This window comes from Nocardia vermiculata NBRC 100427 (assembly GCF_001613265.1).
In the GTDB taxonomy this organism is placed as follows: Bacteria; Actinomycetota; Actinomycetes; order Mycobacteriales; family Mycobacteriaceae; genus Nocardia; species Nocardia vermiculata.
In genome coordinates this window covers 1-22,758 of the sequence record NZ_BDCA01000022.1, presented here as the reverse complement: position 1 = coordinate 22,758, position 22,758 = coordinate 1, and the positions used below count along the sequence as shown (strand labels likewise).

General features: G+C 66.4%; 21 protein-coding genes. 3 read left to right on the top strand and 18 right to left on the bottom strand.

Annotation, left to right across the window (positions count from 1 at the left end; genetic code table 11):
* Positions 1-34: 34 nt before the first annotated feature.
* Complete coding sequence (locus tag NV2_RS21885; RefSeq protein WP_169811551.1) at positions 35-667, top strand: DUF308 domain-containing protein; 633 nt, start codon at positions 35-37, stop codon at positions 665-667.
* 76 nt (positions 668-743) lie between these two features.
* On the opposite strand, the gene NV2_RS21880 is transcribed toward NV2_RS21885, so the two are convergent.
* From NV2_RS21880 to NV2_RS21810, 15 genes are all read right to left on the bottom strand, one after another.
* On the bottom strand, positions 744-1,565 hold the full coding sequence (locus NV2_RS21880; RefSeq protein WP_067877601.1) for an SAM-dependent methyltransferase: 822 nt from the start codon (positions 1,563-1,565) through the stop codon (positions 744-746).
* Between the two features lie 91 nt (positions 1,566-1,656).
* Positions 1,657-3,282 carry an NADH-quinone oxidoreductase subunit NuoN gene (gene nuoN / locus NV2_RS21875; protein WP_067877598.1) on the bottom strand — a complete coding sequence of 542 codons (1,626 nt, stop codon included), beginning with the start codon at positions 3,280-3,282 and terminating at the stop codon, positions 1,657-1,659.
* A complete protein-coding gene (locus NV2_RS21870; protein ID WP_067877595.1) occupies positions 3,279-4,928 on the bottom strand; it encodes an NADH-quinone oxidoreductase subunit M in 1,650 nt (549 codons plus the stop codon). Before NV2_RS21870 ends, nuoN begins: the two co-directional genes overlap by 4 nt.
* The gene (gene nuoL / locus NV2_RS21865; protein WP_067877592.1) at positions 4,925-6,829 is read right to left on the bottom strand and encodes an NADH-quinone oxidoreductase subunit L; all 1,905 of its coding nucleotides are present in this window, start codon (positions 6,827-6,829) and stop codon (positions 4,925-4,927) included. The genes NV2_RS21870 and nuoL overlap by 4 nt, the downstream gene beginning before the upstream one ends.
* Position 6,830: 1 nt before the next feature.
* Positions 6,831-7,130, bottom strand: a complete 300-nt coding sequence (gene nuoK, locus NV2_RS21860) for an NADH-quinone oxidoreductase subunit NuoK (RefSeq protein WP_067877589.1) — start codon at positions 7,128-7,130, stop codon at positions 6,831-6,833.
* Positions 7,127-7,954 (bottom strand): NADH-quinone oxidoreductase subunit J, encoded by an 828-nt coding sequence (locus NV2_RS21855; protein WP_245662738.1) that lies wholly within the window; start codon positions 7,952-7,954, stop codon positions 7,127-7,129. Before NV2_RS21855 ends, nuoK begins: the two co-directional genes overlap by 4 nt.
* A gap of 14 nt (positions 7,955-7,968) precedes the next feature.
* The gene (gene nuoH / locus NV2_RS32365) at positions 7,969-9,843 is read right to left on the bottom strand and encodes an NADH-quinone oxidoreductase subunit NuoH (protein WP_084475249.1); all 1,875 of its coding nucleotides are present in this window, start codon (positions 9,841-9,843) and stop codon (positions 7,969-7,971) included.
* Complete coding sequence (locus NV2_RS21845; protein WP_067877584.1) at positions 9,836-12,304, bottom strand: NADH-quinone oxidoreductase subunit G; 2,469 nt, start codon at positions 12,302-12,304, stop codon at positions 9,836-9,838. The genes nuoH and NV2_RS21845 overlap by 8 nt, the downstream gene beginning before the upstream one ends.
* Positions 12,301-13,641 carry an NADH-quinone oxidoreductase subunit NuoF gene (nuoF, locus tag NV2_RS21840; RefSeq protein ID WP_067877582.1) on the bottom strand — a complete coding sequence of 447 codons (1,341 nt, stop codon included), beginning with the start codon at positions 13,639-13,641 and terminating at the stop codon, positions 12,301-12,303. Before nuoF ends, NV2_RS21845 begins: the two co-directional genes overlap by 4 nt.
* Positions 13,638-14,402: an NADH-quinone oxidoreductase subunit NuoE gene (gene nuoE / locus NV2_RS21835; RefSeq protein ID WP_084475247.1), complete on the bottom strand. Its 765-nt coding sequence runs from the start codon at positions 14,400-14,402 to the stop codon at positions 13,638-13,640. The genes nuoF and nuoE overlap by 4 nt, the downstream gene beginning before the upstream one ends.
* A complete protein-coding gene (locus tag NV2_RS21830) occupies positions 14,399-15,727 on the bottom strand; it encodes an NADH-quinone oxidoreductase subunit D (protein ID WP_067877578.1) in 1,329 nt (442 codons plus the stop codon). The genes nuoE and NV2_RS21830 overlap by 4 nt, the downstream gene beginning before the upstream one ends.
* Positions 15,727-16,443, bottom strand: coding sequence for an NADH-quinone oxidoreductase subunit C (locus tag NV2_RS21825; RefSeq protein WP_067877574.1), 717 nt, complete (start codon positions 16,441-16,443; stop codon positions 15,727-15,729). The genes NV2_RS21830 and NV2_RS21825 overlap by 1 nt, the downstream gene beginning before the upstream one ends.
* The gene (locus NV2_RS21820) at positions 16,440-16,994 is read right to left on the bottom strand and encodes a NuoB/complex I 20 kDa subunit family protein (RefSeq protein ID WP_067877572.1); all 555 of its coding nucleotides are present in this window, start codon (positions 16,992-16,994) and stop codon (positions 16,440-16,442) included. The genes NV2_RS21825 and NV2_RS21820 overlap by 4 nt, the downstream gene beginning before the upstream one ends.
* A gap of 100 nt (positions 16,995-17,094) precedes the next feature.
* Entirely contained in the window at positions 17,095-17,475 is a 381-nt protein-coding gene (locus NV2_RS21815) for an NADH-quinone oxidoreductase subunit A (RefSeq protein WP_067877569.1), read from the bottom strand.
* A gap of 362 nt (positions 17,476-17,837) precedes the next feature.
* Complete coding sequence (locus NV2_RS21810) at positions 17,838-18,248, bottom strand: Rv3143 family two-component system response regulator (protein WP_157103018.1); 411 nt, start codon at positions 18,246-18,248, stop codon at positions 17,838-17,840.
* A gap of 217 nt (positions 18,249-18,465) precedes the next feature.
* Here NV2_RS21810 and NV2_RS21805 point away from each other — a divergent pair, with 217 nt between their 5' ends.
* Both NV2_RS21805 and NV2_RS21800 read left to right on the top strand, forming a co-directional pair.
* Positions 18,466-18,894, top strand: coding sequence for a CBS domain-containing protein (locus tag NV2_RS21805; protein WP_067877567.1), 429 nt, complete (start codon positions 18,466-18,468; stop codon positions 18,892-18,894).
* Positions 18,895-19,639: 745 nt separating this feature from the next.
* Complete coding sequence (locus tag NV2_RS21800) at positions 19,640-20,026, top strand: PASTA domain-containing protein (protein ID WP_157103017.1); 387 nt, start codon at positions 19,640-19,642, stop codon at positions 20,024-20,026.
* Positions 20,027-20,030: 4 nt separating this feature from the next.
* Here the strand turns inward: NV2_RS21800 and NV2_RS21795 are convergent, their stop codons facing one another.
* The 3 genes from NV2_RS21795 to NV2_RS21785 all read right to left on the bottom strand — a co-directional run.
* Entirely contained in the window at positions 20,031-21,014 is a 984-nt protein-coding gene (locus NV2_RS21795) for an aldo/keto reductase (protein ID WP_067877562.1), read from the bottom strand.
* 109 nt (positions 21,015-21,123) lie between these two features.
* Complete coding sequence (locus NV2_RS21790; RefSeq protein WP_067877559.1) at positions 21,124-21,570, bottom strand: MarR family winged helix-turn-helix transcriptional regulator; 447 nt, start codon at positions 21,568-21,570, stop codon at positions 21,124-21,126.
* Positions 21,567-22,758 (bottom strand): MFS transporter (locus NV2_RS21785; RefSeq protein ID WP_157103016.1); only part of this gene is annotated, 1,192 nt, incomplete at its 5' end. The genes NV2_RS21785 and NV2_RS21790, both read right to left, overlap by 4 nt.

Sequence of the window (22,758 nt, the reverse complement as noted above, 5' to 3'; positions counted from 1 at the left end):
GGCGCAACGCTGCCGGGGCCATATCATCGGGGCCATGCCCACTCTCCGAGTGATCGGACGAACGGATATATTCGCTGGCACTGCCTGGAAGACGGCATGTGCGATCGGCTTCGGATCTTGGTGTCTAGGGCTGCTACTGATCTTTTGGCCCGATAAGTCCATTCTGGTAACGGAGCGATTGCTTGCCGGTGCGCTAGCGCTGACTGCGGCATGGCAGTTCCTCGCCGCCTTCCGTGCCCTCATCGGCAGCGGCCTCCAGGCGCTGCAATTCCTGAGCGCAGTGGTGGCTGTCGCACTGGCGGTGTGCTGTCTGCGCAGCGGCGACTGGCTCGCAGTACTGACGATGTGGGTGGGCGTGGGCTGGATGATCCGCGGCATCGTGCAGGCGATCGTCGCGGCCTGGTCCGACGACCTACCGGACCCCGGTCAACGCGAACTGTACGGCCTGGCAACGTTGTTTGTCGGTGGTGTCGTGGTGCTGTGGCCGGTCGATTCGGTCGCGTCGCTGGCGACATCGGTGGGAGTGGGCCTGATGCTGTTGGGAGCGACGGAGATTGCGCTTGCCACGCGCGTGCGGCGCCCGGGCCCTTCGGGAGAACAGGTCGGGTTCGGTAGCCTGCTCGGTCCCCGGGCCGGCGCGGGCGTGCGTGCTTCGAACCGTCGCTGATCCCGGACGAGACCTGCCGAGTCCTCTCAGCTGTCAGACGCGTGCGACGCGCAGGCCTTGCGGCGACGGTGCAGCGCTACGGCTTCCGGGCCAGCGCGCACGAAATCAATCGCTCCCAGACAGTGGGTTCGCGCTCGTCGGGACCGATGCATGCGACGTCGGGTGCGGCCGCTGCAGCATGCCAGCGGCTGCAGATCTGCAGCCCCGGATCGAGCACCTCGAGGTCGCCGAAGAGCTGCAGCAGCTCCTCGTCGGAGCGCCAGCGGCCGCGACCGAAGGTCGATTGCAGCTTGGCTTCGGCCACGCGCGTCTCCTCGTTGGAGCCGGAGCGGAAACTCGAGATGTACACCTGCGAGCCGGACACGATCCGCCGCGTCCACCACGCCACCAACTCGCCCGGCTTCTCGTCGTCGTTCAGGTGGTGCAGGACCGCGCTGAAGAGCAGAGCCACCGGCTGATCGAAGTCGATGAGGCGCTGCAGTTCCGGAGTGTTCAGAATCGACTCCGGCTCGCGTAGGTCCGCACGGACAACGACGGTGTTGTCGTCTTCCGCGAGCAGAGCGCGGCCGTGTGCGAGCACGATCGGATCGTTGTCGACGTACACCACCCGGGGTGCGTCCAGATAGCGCTGAGCGACCTGGTGCACGTTGTCGGCGGTGGGCAGTCCGCTGCCGAAGTCGATGAACTGGCGCACACCGGAGCGAGCGATCTCGCCGACCGCGCGGATCATCGCCTGCCGATTGGTGAAGGCGATGGCCTGCGAACCAGGGAGATCCTTGATGAAGAAGTCACCGATCTCGCGGTCCACGGCATAGTTGTCGCTCCCGCCCAGCAGATAGTCGTATACCCGAGCGATGCTGGGCTGGGTGTGATCCACCGGGGCTGGGCGGTCGGTCATGGCATCGGTTCCTGTGCGGCGTTGTCTGTCGCGATCGATCCTAGAGGCACAGTCGCGTTTTCGCCGCTCGGAGCGTAAAAAGCCCTGACTCTCAGCCGCTCACGAAGTCCACAGCGCGGTCGGCCAGGTCCAGCAGCGGCTGGGGGACGATCCCCAGCGCCAGTGTGACGGCACCGGTGCTCACGATGATCGCCGTGGTCACCGGCGTCGTCACGACCGTGGGAGGTTCCGCCGGCGGATCGGTGAAGAACATCTGCACGATGACCCGAATGTAGAAGAATGCGGCGATGGCGCTGGAGATTACGCCGACGATCACCAGCGCAGTGGCGTCACCGGTACCGGCCGCGGCGAAAACCGCGAACTTGGCGATGAACCCGCTCGTCAGGGGGATCCCTGCGAAGGAGAGCAGGAACAGCGCGAACAATGTTGCCAGCCAGGGAGAACGGCGCCCGAGCCCGGCCCAGGCCGACAAACCCGTCGCCTCGTCACCCACCCGGTCACGCACCAGCGTCACCGCCGCGAACGCACCGACCGTACTCACCCCGTAGGTGGCCAGATAGAACAGCACCGACGACACTCCGTCGGAATTGGCGGCGACCAGCGCGGTGAGAATGAAACCGGCATGCGCGATCGAGGAGTAGGCGAGCATGCGTTTCACGTCGGTCTGAGTGACCGCCAGTACGGCGCCCAGCACCATCGTGGCAATGGATACCGCCCCCAGAATCGGGCGCCAATCCGAACTCAGCCCCGGGACCGCGACCTGCAGGATGCGCAACAGTGCACCGACTGCCGCGATCTTGGTTGCCGCGGCCATGAATGCGGTGACCGCGGTCGGGGCACCTTGATACACATCAGGTACCCAGGACTGGAACGGCACCGCACCGATCTTGAACAACAGACCGACCGCGAGCATCGCGACGCCCACGATCGCGAGAGTCTTGGATCCGGAATCACGGGCCACCGCATCGGCGATCCCCGAGAACCGCACGGTCCCGGCATAACCGTAGAGCAGGGCCATTCCGTAGAGGAAGAAGGCGGAGGCGAAGGCGCCGAGCAGGAAGTACTTCAGCGCTGCCTCCTGCGACAGCAACCGCCGGCGGCGCGCCAAGCCGCACAGCAGATACAGCGGCAGCGAGAGGACTTCGAGGGCGACGAACATCGACAGCAGATCGTTGGACGCGGGGAACAGCAGCATGCCGCCGACCGCGAACAGGGTGAGCGGAAAGACCTCGGTCGTGGTGATACCCGCACGCGCTGCGGCGATCTCGTCGGCGCTACCCGGCACGGCCGCGGCCTGCGGAGTGAACGAGTCGATCACGAGCGCACCGGACCGGGTAGCGGCCGCGCGGCTCCAGGTCCCCGGACCTTCCCGGCTCGCACGCGCCAGTCGCGGCTCGATACCGCGCTCGGCCATCAGTCCCACCGCGAGGATCGCCACGACGAGGATGATGCCCTGCAGCATCAGCGTCACCCCGTCGATGGCGACCGCGCCGACCGCCACCGTGGTGCGGGTGCCGGCCAGTGCGATCACCGCGACCAGCGCGGCGATCAGTCCGCCCAGGGCGAGCACCAGATGGATCGGGTAGCGCCACGATCCGGGGAGGAATGCCTCGACCAGCACCCCGGCGACGGCGACGCCGAACACCACGAGCATCGGGGCGAGGGCGTGATATTCGATCGACGGTGCCGGCACCGTCGCGGCAAGGAGATCGTTCACCGGTGGTTCCCTCCGCTCGGGGTCGTCACGGCCGGGGTGGTGGCCGCGTCCGGTGGCACTGTCGGCGCCGGATCGTGCTTACCGATCGTGGTCAGGGTTCCGGCCACGGCCGGGTTGATCCGGTCGAGTACCGGTTTCGGATAGATGCCGAGGAACAGCAGCGCCACCAGCAGCGGCACCACGACCACCAGTTCCCGAGGCAGCAGATCCCGCACCCGTTCGTTGCCTTTGCGTACGGGCCCGGTCATCATCCGCTGGTAGAGCCACAGCACGTACAGGGCTGCCAGCACCAGCGCGCCGGTGGCGAATACGGCCGCGATCGGGTATCGAGTGAATGTTCCGAGCAGGACCAGGAATTCGCTGACGAACGGTGCGAGACCGGGAAGCGACAGCGTGGCCAGGCCCGCGATGAGGAAGGTGCCCGCCAGGACCGGCGCGACCTTCTGTATTCCGCCGAATTCGGCGATGGCGCGGGTGCCGCGCCGCGAGACCAGGAATCCGGCGATCAGGAACAGCGCCGCGGTGGAGATTCCGTGATTGACCATGTACAAGGTCGCTCCGGATCCGCCCTGATTCGTCATCGCGAAGATTCCCAGGATGATGAACCCGAAGTGGGAGATCGAGGTGTAGGCGATCAGGCGCATCACGTCGGTCTGCCCGATGGCCAGCAAGGCGCCGTAGAGGATGCCGATGACCGCGAGAGTACTGATCAGCGGTGCGTAGGTGGTGGATGCGGACGGGAACAGCATGAGGCAGTAGCGCAACATCCCGAAGGTGCCCACCTTGTCGACGACGGCCATCATCAGCACCGCACTCGCGGGTGTCGCCGAGACGGCCGCGCCCGGTAGCCACGTGTGCAGCGGCCACAGCGGCGCCTTGACGGCGAAGGCGAACATGAATCCGAGGAACAGCGCGTTGAGCACCGCCGGGCCCGCGCCGAGCTCGCCGGAATTCGCGGCGGCCATCACCACACGGAAATCGAAGGTGCCGCCGCCGTCGCCCAGATCCGCGCGTGCGGTGAGCACGTACAAGCCGATCACCGCGGCCAGCATGATCAGGCCACCGAACAGGTTGTACAGCAAGAATTTCACGGCGGCGCGAGAACGTTGCTGCCGGATCGCGAGGTGTTGTTCGGCGGATTCCGTCCCGGTGGTGCGAGGCCCGAAGCCGCCGATCAGGAAGTACATCGGGATCAGCATGACTTCGAAGAACACGTAGAAGAGCAGAATGTCGAGGGAGACGAACGACACCAGCACCATCGATTCGACGACGAGCGTCAACGCCACGTAGATGTGAGCGACGCGGCGCCCGCTACCGGCTTCGCGGTCGTCGGCCCAGCCCGCGACGATGAGCAGCGGCACCAGCGCCGCGGTCAACAGCAGCAGAACAAGCGCGATACCGTCCACGCCCAGCGTGTAGCCGGCACCGAAAGCCGGAATCCAGGTGTGGGATTCGATCAATTGATACTGCGAACCGCCCGGGTCGAAACACACTGCCACGACGATCGCGACGCCCAGGGTGGCGAGCGCGGCGATCAGACCGGTGGCCCGCGCCACGGTGCGGTGTGGTGCCGGCACCACCAGGACCAGCGCAGCGCCGACGAGGGGAAGCACCCATAGGGTGGTGAGCCAGGGGAAATCGGTCACAGCAACCTCACCGCCAGCAGGGCCGCGACCACCAGTGCCGCGCCGGTGAACATGGACAGGGCATACGAGCGCACGAAACCTGTTTGGGCCCGCCGGATTCGTGCCGACAGGCCACCGATCACCGCGGCGACGGAATTGACGATGCCATCGATCCCGCGGTTGTCCAGGAATACCAGCGACCGGGTCAGGTGGGTGCCCGGACGCATGAACACCGCTTCGTTGAACGCGTCGCCGTAGAGGTCGCGCCGCGCCGCGGTGGTCAGGGCATGCACTCGGTCGGGGGCGGTCGCGGGCACCGGTCGCCGCGCATACTGCCGATAGGCGACCCCGACGCCGACCGCCACCACGGCCAGCGCGGCGATGGTGACGACCCAGGCGGGGATCTCGCTTTCGGCGTGTGCATCGCCGACCACCGGTGCCAGCCAGTTCTGCAGTGCGGAGCCCCAGACGAACACCGCACCCGAGCACACCGAGCCGATGGCCAGCACGATCATCGGCCCCGTCATCGACACGGGTGCTTCGTGCGGCTGGGGCGGTGTCCCGGAATCGTCGGTGTGCCAGCGCTTCTCACCGAAGAAGGTCAACAGCACGACGCGCGTCATGTAGAACGCGGTGATGCCGGCCCCCAGTAGCGCGGCCGCGCCCAGTGTGATGCCGCCCGCGCCGCCGTAGGCGAAGGCCGCCTCGATGATGCGGTCCTTGGAGAAGAATCCCGCGAACGGCGGTACGCCGATGATCGCGAGATATCCGAGTCCGAAGGTAACGAAGGTGATCGGCAGAAACTTTCGAAGTCCCCCGTAACGGCGCATATCGGTCTCGTCGTTCATCGCATGCATGACCGAGCCGGCGCCGAGGAACAGCCCCGCCTTGAAGAAGCCGTGGGTCAGCAGATGCATGATCGCCACCGCGTAGCCGATCGGTCCCAGGCCGACCGCCAGCATCATGTAGCCGATCTGGCTCATGGTGGAGGCGGCGAGCGCCTTCTTGATGTCGTCCTTCGCGCAGCCGATCACCGCACCGAACAGCAGCGTCACCGCGCCGACGACCAGTACCGCGGCGCGGGCGCCGGGGGCGGCGTCGAAGATCGCGTTGGAGCGTGCGATCAGGTACACGCCCGCGGTCACCATGGTCGCCGCGTGGATCAGCGCCGAGACCGGGGTGGGGCCTTCCATCGCGTCCCCGAGCCAGGACTGCAGCGGTACCTGGGCAGATTTGGCGCACGCGCCCAGCAGCAGCAACAGCCCGAGCACGGTGAGGGTGCCCTCGCCGGCCTGCGGCACGCCCGCGAAGATCTCGCCGAAGTCGAGTGTGCCGAAGGTGGCGAACATGACGAACAATGCGATCGCCAAACCCATATCGCCGACCCGGTTGACCACGAACGCCTTCTTCGCCGCCGCGGCCGCGGACGGCTTCTCGTGCCAGAATCCGATCAGCAGGTAGGACGCCAGGCCGACACCTTCCCAGCCGAGGTAGAGCACCAGATAGTTGTCGGCCATGACCAGCACCAGCATCGCGGCCAGGAACAGGTTCAGATAGGCGAAGAACCGGCGCCGTGCCGGGTCGTGGGACATGTAGCCCACCGAATAGATGTGGATCAACGAGCCCACGCCCGTGATCAACAGGACGAAGCACATCGTCAACTGGTCGAGTTGCAGTGCGAACTGCGCCTGTAGCCCTGCGGCCGGGACCCAGTCGAAATAGTTGTGCGCCACCGCGCGCTCGGGCCCCGAACGCCCGAGCATCGCCACGAAGGCCCACACTCCGACCCCGAACGAGGCGAGCGCGGCGGCGGTACCGAGCCAGTGGCCCCACCGGTCGGTTCGTCGTCCGGACAGCAGCAGGATCAGCGCACCGGCGGCGGGCAGCGCCGGCAGCAGCCAGAGCAGGTTTCCGGTACCCACGTCAGTACTTCAGCAGGTTGGCGTCGTCGACCGAGGTCGAGCGGCGGGTGCGGAAGATGGACATGATGATTGCCAGCCCGACCACCACTTCGGCTGCGGCGACGACCATCGTGAAGAACGCGAAGACTTGCCCGTCGAGATTGTGATGCTGCCGGGCGAAGGTGACGAAGGCCAGGTTGACGGCATTGAGCATCAACTCGACGCACATGAACACCACGATCGCGTTGCGCCGCACCAGCACTCCGGCCGCGCCGATGGTGAACAGCAGGGCGGACAGGTACAGGTAGTTGTCCGGATTCACCGCGGAGCCTTTCTCTCGGCCGCGTCTGGGCGGGGGTCGGGGGAGCCGTGATCGTTGTCGGGGTCCCCGGAACGCATTCCGAGTACCGCGTCTTCGGTGTGGGCGCGTCGGCGGCGATGACGCAGGATCGTGCTGACCGATTCCTCGGCGAAGGATCCGTCGGGCAGCCGGGCCGGAACATCGACGGCGTTGTGGCGGGCGTACACACCGGGTGTGGGCAGCGGCGTGATCCGGTGTCCCTCGCGCAGTCGGCGGCGAGACCGGTCACGCTGGGTCGGACGGGGTACCAGTCGTTCTCGATGGGCGAGCACCATCGCGCCGATGGTGGCGGTGATCAGGAGTGCGCCGGTGAGTTCGAAGGCCCACACGTACCGGATGAAGATCAGTTCGCCGAGTGCGGCGATCGGGTCCGCCCCGAATCCGGGACCGGTAGTGGCGACGGAGTCGTCGTGTACACCCCGGGCGATGCCGGCGATCAACAGCAGACCGAACCCGAGGCCGATCACGACGACTGCGATTCGGTGCCCGCGCAGTGTTTCCCGCAGTGATTCGGTCGCGTCCACGCCGACGAGCATCAGCACGAACAGGAACAGCATCATCACCGCGCCCGTGTACACCACGATCTGTACGACACCGAGGAACAGTGCATCCTGTGCGATATAGAACACCGACAGGGTGATCATGGTGGCGGCCAGGCACAGTGCCGAATACACGGCCTTGCGCGCGCACACCATACCGAGCGCACCGGCGACCGCGACGACGGCGAGGATCCAGAACTGTACGGCCTCACCGGTGGAGGTGCGGGCGGCGCCGGCGGCTAGCATATCCACGGCGGGGTTCATCGTGCGCCCCCTCGTTGTGCTCCGGTGGCGGCGGGGGCACGGCCGGAATCCTCGGGTTCGGATGCGGCGGATTCGGACCCGGCCGGCTCGGGAGCGGCCTCGTGCCCGGGGGCCGACGGGACCAGACCGAGGTAGTAATCCTGTTCGGTCGCACCCGGATACGCCGCATGGGGAGGCGCGACCATACCGTCGCCGAGTGGTGCGAGCAGCCGATCCTTCTCGTAGATCAGGCCGGCCCGGTTGTCGTCGGCCATCTCGTACTCGTTGGTCATCGTCAGTGCCCGGGTCGGGCACGCTTCGATGCACAGGCCGCAGCCGATGCACCGCAGGTAGTTGATCTGATACACGGCTCCATACCGTTCACCGGGGGAGTAGCGCTGTTCGTCGGTGTTGTCGGCGCCCTCCACGTAGATGGCGTCGGCGGGGCAGGCCCATGCGCACAGTTCGCAGCCGATGCATTTCTCGAGTCCGTCCGGATGGCGGTTGAGTTGGTGGCGACCGTGGTAGCGCGGTGCCGTCGGCACCTTCTGTTCGGGATAGAACTCGGTGTTCTTCTTCTTGAACATGGTGACGAACGTGACCCAGAACCCGCCGAGCGGTTCGAACAGGCCTGCCTTGGTGGCCGGTGGTGCCGTATCGGGCATGGGGGGCACCGGGAAACCGGCGAACGGCGGCGATTCCGCGGGCTCCGGTGCCGGATTGTCACCGGCGCGACCGGCACGCAGCATCACGGCGAGCAGGCCAAGGGAGATGACCACCCCGGCGATCACGAGCCCGGCGGTCTGCACCTGGTAACCGTTGTCCTGCAGCACCTTCAGTGTGGCCACGACCATCACCCACAGCAGTGAGACCGGGATCAGCAGTTTCCATCCCAGGTTCATGAACTGGTCGTAACGCAACCGGGGCAGGGTCCCGCGCAGCCAGATGAACACGAACAGGAACGTCCACACCTTGAGGGTGAACCACAGCAGCGGCCACCAGCCCGAGTTTGCGCCGTCCCACAGATTGATCGGGAACGGTGCATGCCAGCCACCGAAGAACAGGGTCGTCGCCAACGCCGACACGGTGCCCATGTTGATGTATTCGGCCATCATGAACATGGCGAACTTCAGCGACGAGTACTCGGTGTGGAAGCCACCGACGAGTTCACCCTCGGCCTCCGGCAGATCGAACGGGGCGCGGTTGGTTTCGCCGACCATCGCGACCGCGTACACGAGGAACGACGGAAGCAGCAGCCATACGTTCCAGGTGCCCCACTGCCGGTCGACGATGCCGGAGGTCGACATGGTGCCCGCCAGCAGGAACACGGCCGCGAAGCACGCCGCCATCGCGATCTCGTAGGAGATCACCTGGGCGGTGGAACGCAGCCCGCCCAGCAGCGGGTAGGTGGATCCGGACGACCAGCCTGCCAGGACCAGGCCGTAGACGCCGATGGAGGTCATGGCGAGGATGTAGAGCACCCCGACGGGCATATCGGTCAGCTGCAGGGGAGTGCGGGTGCCGAAGATCGACACCTCGGGCCCCAGCGGTATCACCGCGAATGCCATGACCGCGGGGATGAGCGCCACCACCGGCGCGAGTATGTAGATGGGTTTGTCGACCATCGCCGGGACGATGTCTTCCTTGAACAGCATTTTCACGCCGTCGGCAATGGATTGCAGCGATCCGCGCGGGCCGACGCGGTTGGGGCCGACGCGCATCTGCATCCACGCGACCACTTTGCGTTCGATCACCACGGCGAGAAGCGGGATGAGTAGCAGGAAGACGAAAACGCCGACACTCTTCAGCACGACGAGCCACCACGGATCCTGACCGAACGCCGACAGGTCGGCCGGGGCCGCGATCGTCGCGGCGGCCGGGATCTCACTCATGGTGGTCCTCTCGTTGAATACGCACGCGGTGCCCGGGCGAGGTCGCGAGCCGGTCGCCGACCGCGGACTCGCCGGAGTTCCACGGCAACCACGCCACCCGGTCGGGCATCTCGCATACCTCGACCGGCAGGACGATCCGGCCGTGCCCGGTGCTCACCCGTACCGAATCCCCTGTGGTGACAGCGATTTCGGCGGCGGTGGCCGCCGAGAGTCGCACCACCGCCGGGCGTGCGGTGCCGGCCAGGTTCGGTTCGCCGTCCTGCATGCGGCCGTTGTCGAGCAACAAGCGCCAGCCCGCCAGGATCGCGGTGCCGGTTTCGGTGGCCGGGATCGATGCCGGTGCATACGACGGCGGCTGTGGTCGTGGACCGTCCCACCGGCCCAGCGCATCGATTTCGGTTCGGGCGGCCGCCACGGTCGGCAGGCTCAATGGCACCCCCATAGCGTCGGCCAGCGCATGCAGGACGCGATGGTCGGCCAACGGTGCCGCCTGACGGCGCACGGTCATATCCGCCAGGGCAGCGTCGAAGGGCCGGGGCCTGCCTTCCCACGTGAGGTAGGTGCCGGCCTTCTCCATGGCGGAGGCCACCGGAAACACCACATCGGCGCGTTCGGTGACGGGCCCGGCCCGCAGTTCCAGGCTGACCACGAACCGTGCCGCGTCCACCGCGGCGAGCGCCGCGCGGGGGTCGGGCAGATCCTCGAGTTCGACGCCGCCGACGAGCAGTGCTCCGGCTTGCCTGCCGGCGTCGAGGATTGCGGTGGTGTCGCGCCCGGGAGTTGCCGGGAGCTCGTCGGCATTCCATGCCTGCTGGACCTGTCTGCGGGCGCGGGCGTCGGTCACCGGCCGCCCGCCGGGCAGCAGATTCGGCATCGCGCCAGCCTCGAGCGCGCCACGCTCACCGGCGCGGCGGGGCACCCAGGCGGCCGCCGCACCGACTCGGTCGGCGAGGGCGGCGAACGCCGACAGCGCGCCGGGCAGTGCGGCGAGGCGTTCACCGCCCAGCAGGACGACTCCCGGCTTCCGAAGTGCGCGGGCGAGGTCGTCGAGACCCGGTGGGTCGGGCGGGCATTCGTCTCCGGCACCTGCACGGGCGAGGGCCTGCAGTAGCCTCGCCTCGTCGCCGGGGACGGTCCGGATCAGCCGGCCCGCGAGTCGTTTCAGGCCGCGTGTGGCATAGGGAGCCAGCGAGTAGACCTCGACCCCTGCTTTCCGGGCGGCTTTACGCAGCCGCAGATGCAGGATCGGGCATTCCTCCTCGGGCTCGAGACCGGCCAGGACGACCACCGATGCCGCCTCCACCGCGGCGTAGTCCACCACCAGGTCCTGCCCGGCGACCCGGGCAGCCAGGAATTCGGCCTCTTCGCGGGAATGGGCGCGGGCCCGGAAATCGATATCGTTGGTGTGCAACGCGGTTCGGGCGAACTTGGCGTATGCGTAGGCGTCCTCGACGGTGACTCTGCCGCCGACCAGGACACCGGTGTCACCACGCGCTGCGCCCAGTCCGGCAGCGGCTCGGGTCAGCGCTTCCGGCCACGACGCCGGCACCAGCGTGCCGCTGTCGTCGCGGACCAGCGGTGTGGTGAGCCGGTCGGGTTCGGTGGCGTAGGCGAATGCCCAGCGTCCTTTGTCGCAGTTCCATTCCTCGTTGACCTGAGGGTCGTCACCGGCCAAGCGGCGCAGCACCTTTCCGCGCCGGTGATCGGTGCGCTGAGCACATCCGGCCGCACAGTGTTCGCAGATCGCCGGACTGGACACGAGGTCGAAGGGGCGGGCACGGAAACGGTAGGTGGTGCCGGTGAGCGCGCCGACCGGGCAGATCTGCACCGTGTTCCCGGAGAAGTAGGAGTCCATCGGCTCTCCGGTGGCGATGCCGACCTGCTGCAGAGCGCCGCGGTCCATCAGTTCGATGAACGGATCTCCGGCGATCTGCTGGGAAAAGCGGGTGCAGCGGGCGCAGAGCACGCACCGTTCGCGGTCCAGCAGCACCGCCTCCGACAAGGGTATGGGTTTGGGATAGGTGCGTTTTACTCCTTCGAAGCGCGATTCGGGTCGGCCGCTGGACATCGCCTGGTTCTGCAGTGGGCATTCCCCGCCCTTGTCGCAGACGGGGCAGTCCAGCGGATGATTGATCAGCAGTAGTTCCATGACCCCGGTCTGTGCTTTCTGCGCGACCGGTGAGCTGATCTGGGTGTGGGCGACCATCCCGTCGGTCACCGCGATGGTGCACGAGGCCACCGGTTTGCGTTGGCCCTCGACCTCCACCAGACACTGACGGCATGCGCCGACCGGGTCGAGCAGGGGATGGTCGCAGAAACGCGGTATCTGGATGCCGGCGAGTTCGGCGGCGCGGATGAGTAGCGTCCCGGGAGGCACTGCAACGTCGGCGCCGTCGATGGTGACGGTAACGAAATCCTGGGGTGTCACGCCGCTGCCCTCGCGGCCGACCGTCGTTGTCATCGCACTCCTTCGGCAACTGTTGCGGCGCCTCCGGCCTGCGCCCACGCGGCGGAGCGGGCCGGATCGAGTGGGCATCGGCCCAGCCGGATGTGTTCGTCGTATTCGGCGCGGAAATACTTCAGCGACGAGGTGATGGGGCTGGCGGCGCCGTCGCCGAGGGCGCAGAAGGACTTGCCGTTGACGTTGTCGGCGACGTCGAGCAGCGTCGCGATGTCGGCCTCGGTTCCGCCGCCGGCTTCGAGTCGTTGCAGGAGCTGCACCAACCAGTAGGTGCCTTCACGGCACGGGGTGCATTTCCCGCACGATTCGTGGGCGTAGAACTCGGTCCAGCGCAGCACGGCCCGCACCACACAGGTCGTGTCATCGAAGATCTGTAATGCCTTGGTGCCGAGCATGGATCCGGCGGCACCCACATTCTCGTAGTCGAGTGGTACATCGAGATGTTCGGCGGTGAGCAGGGGAGTGGAGGAGCCGCCGGGCGTCCAGAACTTCAGCGTGTGCCCGGCGCGGACACCACCGGCGTGGCCGAGAAGTTCCCGCAGGGTGACACCGAGTTCCGCCTCGTACTGGCCGGGGCGCGTGACATGCCCGGACAGGGAATACAGGGTGTATCCGGGTGATTTCTCGGTCCCCATCGACCGGAACCATTCGATGCCGCGGTGCAGGATCGAGGGCACGCTGGCAATGGATTCCACATTGTTGACCACGGTCGGCGACGCGTACAGGCCCGCGACCGCGGGAAAGGGCGGGCGCAGCCGTGGCTGGCCGCGCCGCCCCTCCAGCGAATCCAGCAGCGCGGTCTCCTCGCCACAGATATAGGCACCCGCGCCGGCATGCACGACGAGCTCCAGATCGTATCCGGTGCCGAGGATGTCGCGGCCCAGGTACCCGGCCGCGTAGGCCTCGGCGACTGCGGTCTGCAGCCGCCGCAGCACCGGTACCACCTCGCCACGCACGTAGATGAACGCATGCGAGGCGCGGATGGCGTAGGCGGCGATGACCGCACCCTCCACGAGCACATGGGGGGTCGCCATCATCAGCGGGATGTCCTTACAGGTGCCGGGTTCGGATTCATCGGCATTGACCACCAGGTAGTGGGGTTTCCCGGCGGCGGAACCTTCCGGGTCCTGCGGTATGAATCCCCATTTCATTCCGGTGGGGAATCCGGCCCCGCCGCGGCCGCGCAGGCCCGCGTCCTTGACGGTCGCGATGACCTCGTCGGGGTGCATGCCCAGTGCCCGGGACAAGGCCTGGTAGCCGTCGTGCCGGTGGTAGGTGTCCAGCGTCCACGAGTCCGGCTCGTCCCAGTAGCGGGTCAGTACCGGTGCCAGCGTCATTGTCGGTCCCCCTTACCGGTGTCGTGCCGTGGCTCCTCGGTGGTTCGACTTTCGGTGTCGCGGGCTGCCCGCAGGCCTGCGAGGGTGGGGGTACCGGGTTCGCCGGCGTTCGCGCCGTCCCGTGTATCCGGGAAGCCGGCCAGCACGCGTGCCGTCTGCCGGAATGTGCACACCGGCGCGCCGCTGCGGGTGCCGGTGACCTCTCGGCCGGACCGCAGGTCGTCGGCCAGTGCGCGTGCCGAGTCCGGGGTCTGATTGTCGAAGAACTCCCAGTTCACCATGACGACCGGGGCGTAATCGCAGGCCGCGTTGCATTCCAGATGCTCCAGCGTGATCGCGCCGTCGGGCGTGGTCTCACCGGGTGCGAGTTCCAGGTGCCGGGCGAGTTCGGCGAGGATCTCGTCGCCCCCCATGACCGCGCACAAGGTGTTCGTGCACACGCCCACGTGATAGTCGCCGGTCGGTGTCCGCCGGTACATGGAGTAGAAGGTGGCGACGGCGGTCACCTCCGCGTCGGTGAGCCCGAGTTGTTCGGCGCAGAAACCGATTCCGGTGCCGGTGACGTATCCGTCTACGCTCTGCACCAGATGCAGCAGTGGCAGCAGTGCCGAACGCGACTGTGGGTAGCGGTCGATGATGGTCCGCGCCTGGGCGCGCAGTTCCTGTTGTCGCTGCGGCGGATACGGCGCCGGGCGCCGCGACAGTTGCAGCACGATCGGCTCGTGGCTCGTCGACGGGGCGGGGATCGGTTCCGCGGTCATCGGTCCACACCACCCATCACCGGGTCGATGCTGGCCACCGACGCGATGACGTCAGCGACCATGCCGCCCTCGCACATCGCCGCCACGGCCTGCAGATTCGTGAACGAGGGATCGCGGAAATGCACCCGGTAGGGCCGGGTTCCGCCGTCGGACACCAGATGTACGCCGAGTTCGCCGCGAGGAGACTCCACCGGCAAGTACACCTGACCCGGTGGTACCCGCATCCCTTCGGTGACGAGCTTGAAATGGTGAATGAGTCCCTCCATCGAGGTGCCCATGATGGTGCCGATATGTTCGGGGGAATTGCCGAGCCCGTCCGCCCCGAGTGTCAGATCCGCGGGCCACGCGATCTTCTTGTCCTCCACCATCACCGGTCCCGGCCGCAAGGTGTCCAGGCACTGCTCGACGATTTTCAGCGACTCCTTCATCTCCTTGATGCGAATCAGGTAGCGGCCGTAGCAGTCGCACCCGTTGTCGGTGACGACATCGAATTCGTAGCTGTCGTAACCGCAGTACGGCTGCGATTTACGCAGATCATGAGGGAGGCCGGTGGAGCGCAGCACGGGGCCGGTCACGCCCAGCGCCATACATGCCGCCAGGTCCAAGTAACCGACTCCGCGGGTACGGGCCTTGAAGATCGGATTCTCGTTGAGCAGCAACTCCATATCGCGTAACCGCTTCGGCATCAGCTTCAGCAGGTCGCGGATCTTGCCGACCGCGTCGTCCGGCAGATCCTGGGCCAGCCCGCCGGGCCGGATATAGGCGTGATTCATGCGCAGGCCGGTGACGTTCTCGAAGATGTCGAGGATCAATTCACGTTCGCGGAATCCGAACAGCATCGGAGTCAGCGCGCCCAGCTCCATCCCGCCGGTGGCCAGGGCGACCAGATGGGAGGAAATGCGATTGAGCTCCATCAGCATGACGCGAATGATGCTCACCCGCTCCGGGATGGCTTCGGTGATGCCGAGCAGCTTCTCCACCGCCAGGCTGTAGGCGGCCTCGTTGAACAGCGGGGCCAGATAGTCCATCCGGGTGACGAAGGTGACGCCCTGCATCCAGGTCCGGAATTCGAGATTCTTCTCGATTCCGGTGTGCAGGTAGCCGATACCGCAGCGCGCTTCGGTCACCGTTTCGCCCTCGATCTCGAGGATCAGCCGGAGCACGCCGTGGGTGGACGGGTGCTGCGGACCCATGTTGACGACGATGCGCTCCTCGGCGACGCCGTCCAGAGCTTCGCGCACATCGTCCCAGTCCTGGCCGACTACGGTCACCGCCGGTGTGTCGGCGCCGGAACCGGATGCGGTGTGGGTGGTTTCGGTGCTCATCAGTTGTATGCCCTCCGCTGGTCCGGCGGCGGTATGCGCGCACCTTTGTATTCGACGGGGATACCGCCGAGCGGGTAGTCCTTGCGTTGCGGATGCCCGTGCCAGTCGTCGGGCATCAGGATTCGCGCGAGGGACGGGTGACCGTCGAAGACGATGCCGAAGAAGTCGTAGGTCTCACGTTCGTGCCAATCGGTTGTCGGATACACCGAGAACAGCGATGGCATGTGCGGATCCGCGTCCGGCACCGACACTTCCACCCGCAGGCGGCGGTTGTGGGTGATCGACAGCAGGTGATACGAGGCGTGGAGTTCGCGATCGGTGTCGTCGGGGTAGTGCACGCCGTCGACACCCAGACACAACTCGAAGCGCAACGCCGGATCGTCGCGTAGCGCACGTGCGACGTCGAGTATCCGGTCACGGTGGACGTGCAGGGTCAGTTCTCCGGCGAATACCACGACCTTCTCGATCGCGGCGTGAAAGATGTCGTCGCCGAGAGCGTCCACGATCGCCTCGGCGACCTCGTCGAAATAGGACCCGTACGGCGGTGGTGTGCCGCCGGGCAGGCCGACAGTGCGGATCAAGCGCCCGTATCCGGAGGTGTCGCCGGTACCGGTGACTCCGAACATGCCGTGGCGCACGCCGATGACCTCTGCGTCGGGGCGATCGGGGGACGGGCCTCGTGCTTCGGGTTCGATCGCCGGTTCGTCGGAGGTCATCGCAGCAGACCCTTCATCTGGATGGTCGGGGTGGAGGCAAGCGCGGCGGCCTCGGCGGCACGGATGGCCTCGGCGCGGTCGACGCCCATCGGCATCTGCTGGATCTTCTCGTGCAGCGTGATGATGGCGTGCAGCAACATCTCCGGCCGCGGCGGGCATCCCGGCAGGTAGATGTCAACGGGCACAATATGATCGACGCCCTGGACGACGGCATAGTTGTTGAACATGCCGCCCGATGATGCGCAGACCCCCATGGCCAGTACCCATTTCGGTTCGGTCATCTGGTCGTAGACCTGGCGCAGCACCGGAGCCATCTTCTGGCTGACCCGGCCCGCGACGATCATCAGATCCGCTTGCCGCGGCGAGGCGCGGAAGACCTCCATGCCGAAGCGGGCGCTGTCGAAGCGCCCCGCGCCGGTCGCCATCATCTCGATCGCACAGCACGCCAACCCGAACGTCGCAGGCCACAGCGAGCCCTTGCGCATATATCCGGCGAACTGTTCGACTGTGCTCAGCAGGAAGCCGCTGGGCAATTTCTCCTCGAGCCCCATCTCGGATCAACTCTCACTTCCGTGTGCGAATCCTCGGTCCCGGAAGTTTCCGGGACAACGGGTCGGTGCGCGGCGCCGACGGGCGTCGCGCGCGGCAGGTCTAGTCCCAGCTCAGTCCGCCGCGCCTCCACTCGTAGGCGTAGGCGACCGAGACATTGAAGATGAACAGCGCCATCGCCACCAGCCCGAAGACACCGAGAGCGTCGAAATGTATCGCCCACGGGTACAGGAACACGATTTCGATATCGAAGATGATGAACAACATCGCGGTCAGGTAGTACTTCACCGGAAAGCGTTGTGCGGCCGCATTTCCGGGACCTCCGGCGATGGCGTGCGGTGTCGGTTCGATCCCGCATTCGTACGCTTCGAGTTTGGCGCGGTTGTAGCGCTTGGGGCCGACCACGGCCGCCAGTAACACTGACCCCAGTGCGAACGCGGCCGCGATCGCACCGAGTACAAGAGTCGGTACCTGGGTGTTCACAACGGCACAACCCCTCTCCCTCGCCGGCAACTGCCGAGGCGGGGCTGACATCGTCGTCTGCCGGGCCAGTCCTCACCCCGAAGCGCAGCTCCACACGAGCGCGGCAACGACAGGCAGGCGGCGGGCTGGGCGACCATTCATATCAACACCTACGCTCTTGTGAGCTACAGCACAGCCTACAACCGCTCTTTCTGAATACTTGGTGTTCCGCCGCGGTATTTGATCGAATTCGGAACTGTCACTTATGAACGAAACGACACAATCAGTGCCCGTAGTCGGGCGTGGCACCTACGGGCTCGTCGATCGGATGTCTGGTGGAATCAGGAGTGAGCTCGAGCGGCCTACAACACCTACTGTGCTGGTCAGGCGGCTGGACGTGCCGCCAGCGCCGCGACGACAGCCGCAGTCAGCTCGAACGGGTCCACCGGATGGGCCGCAACGGCCTCGGCACGCGACCAGGCTGCCAGCCACGCATCGTCGGCGCGGCCGGTCAGCACGACCACCGGCGGGCAGGCGCCGATCTCGTCCTTGAGCTGTTTGGCCAGGCCCATTCCGCCGGTAGGAGAGGCCTCACCGTCGAGGATGGCCAGATCGACCTCGCCCGCGTCGAGATGCTCGATCACCACCGGGGCGGTGGCGGCTTCGCGGTATTCGAAGGCGGGCAGGTCGCCGTGCGGACGCTTACCCAGCGCCGTGATCACCTGATTCCGGGTGTCGGCATCGCTGCTGTAGACGAGAACCCGCAGCGCGGTGGGAGTACGTGCATCGGCCACAGTCGGATGGTACGTCCGCGGCCGACGGTGTGCGGGCAGCTTCGCGGGGATTGATATGCGCGCCGGGCGTGGCGTCGCGTCGCCGGTACGGTCGCCGCGACCGAAATCGTGGCTGGTCATCGATGGGAAAACGCGCGATCCTGGTATGCGTCGGCAGTTCCTGGGTAGAACTGCCGTGGGCAGGGCGAACAGGAACGGGCTGGACAGGCGGTGAACGATGCGAATTTCGGAGGTTCTACGCAGTAAGGGTGCCGAAGTGGTCACGATCGCGGGGGAGGCGAGTGTGAGCCGGCTGCTGGCAGTGCTGGCCGAACGCAATGTCGGCGCGGTGGTCGTCTGCGGTGCCGACGGCGCGCTGACCGGGATAGTGTCCGAACGCGATGTGGTCCGGTGCCTGCACCGGCGCGGCGCACCAGTGCTGGACGAGCCGGTCTCGGACATCATGACCGCGATCGTGCACACCTGCTCGCCGGACGACCGGGTCGAGAGCCTGCGGGCGACGATGACCGAGCACCGTATCCGTCATCTGCCGGTGATCACGCAGGGCCGAATGGTCGGCATCGTGAGCATCGGGGATGTGGTCAAGAGCGCGATCTCGGAGCTGCAGGACGAGCGCGAGCACCTCGAGCATTATCTGCACGGGTGATGTAAGGGATCAGGCCAGACCCCATGCTTGCAGCAGATAGGTGACATTCGCAGCGAGCGAGGTCACCGCATTGGCCAGATTCAGCACGGCAGAGCCGGCATCGAGGATCGGCACGGAACAACTCCATTCTTTTATATCCAGTGCCGACCAACGATAGAGGTGTGGTGCCGCGGCGGCAACGCCCGGCTCGACGAAGTACTTCGTCCCAATTTGTCAGTTATCGGGGCGTAAATCGTTGGCACGGTGAATATTTCATTCCCATAGGGAGATTTGCCGTAATTCCGGACCGATGTCGAGGTGTGGCAATTCACAGCGGAGAAAAAAACTCTCCCGTGACGCCGGGAGGATCCTGGCGGTGGGTCGCCGGGCGGCATCGCACGCAATACTGGCGCATATCGGGTGAGCTCTCGGCAATGGTAAGCGGTGCGGGAGCGGGGAAATTCGACGGTGACCGGTTTGTGACCACGAAAAGCGGTATCCGGGCACGAGATTCGGAGAAGAATACGGTTCGGGCGGTTCGTTCGGAACCACGAAAACGCTGGTGCCGGCATCGGTATCGGGTGGGGTCCGAGATGTGCGGTGTCCCTCGGAGCTCATCGCCCGGCGTATGCGCTGTGGGGTGTTCCGAACGGCCGCCGACCACGTCGCTCGCAGCGCCGTGGATTTCGATTCGATCGTCGTGCCGATCGCGGATAGGGTGCGGTGCCGGCATCGGTCGGCAGACCGTTCGATACGAAGGAAATCCATGCGCCGCATCGCATTCGCCGCATCCCTGTTCGCTGTAGTCCTCGCAGTCGGCGGCTGCGGTGGCGCCACCGACGATACCGCCGTGGCGGATACCGCAGCCGCGCAACCGACGAGCGCCGGAAACGGATCGACGGCGGCCGCGGACTGCAGCGGAGCCTGGCCACGGGCACTGCCCGACTTCCACGGCAAGCCGCTGGGCAAGACCGTGGTCGGCGAGGGCCTGTGCTTCACGATCGCCGCCGTCACCACGGCCGACGGCCGTGATGTGAAGAACGACCCCACTGCGGCGACCACACCGTGGACGATCTCCGCCCAGCAGCCCGAGGCCGGTACGTCCGTCGCCGCGGACACACCGGTCACTCTGACTGTCGAAGCCGCCCGATGATGGGCTATTTACCCGCGGCGCGGGCCAGCCGTTCCGGATAGCGTTCACCGGCGAAGGCCGTGGCCGGCGCTGCGGCCTCGATCCGGGCGAGATCGTCGGCCCCGAGTTCGATGTCGGCCGCGGCGACGTTCTGCTCGAGGTAGGTGCGACGCTTGGTGCCGGGGATCGGGACCACATCCGGTCCACGGTGCTGTACCCAGGCCAAGGCCAGCTGACCGGCGGTGACTCCCTTCTCATCGGCCATCGCGCGCAACTCCTCGACGACCGCCAGGTTGCGGTCGATGTTGTCCTCGGAGAACCGTGGCAGGTTGCGACGCAAATCGTCGGCCGGAAGTTCGGCGGTGGAGGTGATCGCGCCGGTCAGGAACCCGCGTCCCAGCGGGGAGAACGGCACGATGCCGATGCCGAGTTCACGGCACGTGGGCGCGATCTCGGCCTCGATTCCGCGTGTCCACAGCGACCATTCGCTTTGCAACGCGGTGACCGGGTGGACGGCGTGTGCGCGCCGGATGGTCGCCGCAGATGCTTCGGAGATGCCGAGATAGCGCACCTTGCCCGCGGTCACCAGTTCCGACAGCGCGCCCCAGGTCTCCTCGATCGGCACATTCGGATCGACACGGTGCTGATAGTAGAGATCGATGTGGTCCACGCCGAGTCGGCGCAGCGATTCGTCGCAGCACTGTGCGACGTAGGCGGCATCGCCGCGGGCACCCATACCGCCGTCGGCATCCCAGACGATGCCGAATTTGGTGGCGAGTACGACACGATCGCGCCGGTCGGCGATGGCGCGCCCGACCAATTCCTCGTTGACTCCGGCACCGTAGACGTTCGCCGTGTCCAACAGTGTCACCCCGAGGTCCAGGGCGCGATGGATGGTGGCGATCGACTCGTCGTCGTTGTCGCGCACACCGTAGGCCTGGCTCATCCCCATGCAGCCGAGTCCCTGTGCGCCGACGGTCAATTCGCCGAGCTTCCTGGTCGCGATCATTGCGGTCGGTCCTCCTGAGGTGGCATCGGATCGGATGTGAGTTCACCTGACCTCACCGCGTCGACGCTACGACTTGGAGCGCACTCCAAGTCAAGCGTTCGTGGCCGAATCAGTCGTCGAGCCTGCCGATGAGGATCGCGAGCGCTTCCTGCATGGTGTGGCGCTGCTCGGCATCGATATCGTCCAGGGCGTCGGCGAAGCGCTGGATCCGGGCGGAGGTGAGCCCGTTCACCAGAGATTTCGCCTCGTCGGTCGCCGTCAGCAGTTGCGCGCGGCCGTCGGCGGGGTCGGCGGTTCGGCCCAGATAGCCGTACCGTTCCAGTCCTGCCACGATGCGTGACATCGTCGGCGCAGTGACGTGTTCGGCGGCAGCGAGATCGCCCAGGCGCATCGGGCCGCTGCGAACAAGCGTGCCCAGTGCCGCCGCCGAACCGGGACTCAGCGAGCCCAGATCGCCGGAGCGACGCAGTAGTCGAGTGATCCGGCCGAGCGCGAAATACAGGTCCGCGGCCTCGGCGAGTTCCTCGGTACTGCGCGTGCGCTCCTGCTGGGTCATCCCGTTGTCGCTCCTACGCGAGTGCTCGCGCCGTCGGCGTCCCCGTCGTCGGCGATGTCGGATGCACTCAGTATGCCTTCTCGCACAGCTTCGTCGAGTTCGGCTTCCTCGTCGCCGTTGTCGTACTTGCCACCGGCGAACCACGACGCGATCGAGCCGATCAGCATCATGACCGCCGCGGCGAGAAACACCACGACCAGACCGGAGTGGAACGGGCCGGAGATCAGGTGCGGGAAGAACTCCTGCCCGGTGAGGACATCGCTGTGCACGCCCGGCCGGCTCAGGGTGTCCGCAGGGAGAAGCTCCTTGAACGGGTTGTACCCGAGGAAGGTGGCGAACAGGCTGCCTACCGGTGGCATATCGGCCATGTTCTGTGCCACGTCCGCGGGGACGCCCTGCGACCGGAGGCTGGAATTCATGGCCGAGGGAAGAGTGGTGGACAGGCCCACGATCATCAGCGAGAAGAAGATGCCGATCGACAGTGCCTGGCCGCCGTTCATCAGGGTGGCTCGCATACCCGAGGCGACACCGCGTTGCGAAGCGGGTACCGAGGACATGATCTCGGCGGTGTTGGGCGAGGTGAAGATCCCCATGCCGAGACCGTTGAGCAGAATGATGAGGGCGAACAGCCAGTAGTTGAAGTCGACCGGGATCACGACCAGCAGCACGAAGGTGACCGCCGCGAGCAGCAGGCCGCCGGCGGCGAAATAGCGGGGGCCGTAGCGATCGGACAACCAGCCCGAGGCGGGACCCGAGAGCAGGAATCCGACGGTGAGTGGAAGCATGTAGATCGCTGCCCACAGCGGGGTGGATTCGAAGTCGACACCGTGTAGCGGCAACCAGATGCCCTGCAGCCACACGATCAGCATGAACTGCATGCCACCACGACTGATCGAGCCCATCAGGCCGGCCAGGTTGCCCAGCGCGAAGGTGCGATTGCGCAGCAGCGACATCTGGAACATCGGACGCTTCGACTTGGACTCGATGACACAGAACAGTGCCAGCAGTGCGATGCCCCCGATGACGGCGCCGAGGACCCAGGGGTTGGTCCAGCCCGTCTTGGAGTCGCCGTGCGGCTGAATACCGTAGGTGATCCCGGTCAGCAGCGCGGTGAGCCCGAGCGCGAAGGTGGCCGTGCCCGGTATGTCGATCGAACCGGGGGTGCGGACGCCGGTGTCGTGCAGCGAG

What these genes read in the sequence shown, in the direction of transcription:
- NV2_RS21825 (WP_067877574.1), bottom strand. Translation starts at nt 16,443, where the DNA reads ATGACCTCCGACGAACCGGCGATCGAACCCGAAGCACGAGGCCCGTCC.
- nuoE (WP_084475247.1), bottom strand. Translation starts at nt 14,402, where the DNA reads ATGACCGCGGAACCGATCCCCGCCCCGTCGACGAGCCACGAGCCGATC.
- NV2_RS21885 (WP_169811551.1), top strand. Translation starts at nt 35, where the DNA reads ATGCCCACTCTCCGAGTGATCGGACGAACGGATATATTCGCTGGCACT.
- NV2_RS21830 (WP_067877578.1), bottom strand. Translation starts at nt 15,727, where the DNA reads ATGAGCACCGAAACCACCCACACCGCATCCGGTTCCGGCGCCGACACA.
- NV2_RS21880 (WP_067877601.1), bottom strand. Translation starts at nt 1,565, where the DNA reads ATGACCGACCGCCCAGCCCCGGTGGATCACACCCAGCCCAGCATCGCT.
- nuoF (WP_067877582.1), bottom strand. Translation starts at nt 13,641, where the DNA reads ATGACGCTGGCACCGGTACTGACCCGCTACTGGGACGAGCCGGACTCG.
- NV2_RS21805 (WP_067877567.1), top strand. Translation starts at nt 18,466, where the DNA reads ATGCGAATTTCGGAGGTTCTACGCAGTAAGGGTGCCGAAGTGGTCACG.
- NV2_RS21855 (WP_245662738.1), bottom strand. Translation starts at nt 7,954, where the DNA reads ATGCTAGCCGCCGGCGCCGCCCGCACCTCCACCGGTGAGGCCGTACAG.
- NV2_RS21845 (WP_067877584.1), bottom strand. Translation starts at nt 12,304, where the DNA reads ATGACAACGACGGTCGGCCGCGAGGGCAGCGGCGTGACACCCCAGGAT.
- NV2_RS21790 (WP_067877559.1), bottom strand. Translation starts at nt 21,570, where the DNA reads ATGACCCAGCAGGAGCGCACGCGCAGTACCGAGGAACTCGCCGAGGCC.
- NV2_RS21795 (WP_067877562.1), bottom strand. Translation starts at nt 21,014, where the DNA reads ATGATCGCGACCAGGAAGCTCGGCGAATTGACCGTCGGCGCACAGGGA.
- NV2_RS21800 (WP_157103017.1), top strand. Translation starts at nt 19,640, where the DNA reads ATGCGCCGCATCGCATTCGCCGCATCCCTGTTCGCTGTAGTCCTCGCA.
- NV2_RS21820 (WP_067877572.1), bottom strand. Translation starts at nt 16,994, where the DNA reads ATGGGGCTCGAGGAGAAATTGCCCAGCGGCTTCCTGCTGAGCACAGTC.
- nuoH (WP_084475249.1), bottom strand. Translation starts at nt 9,843, where the DNA reads ATGAGTGAGATCCCGGCCGCCGCGACGATCGCGGCCCCGGCCGACCTG.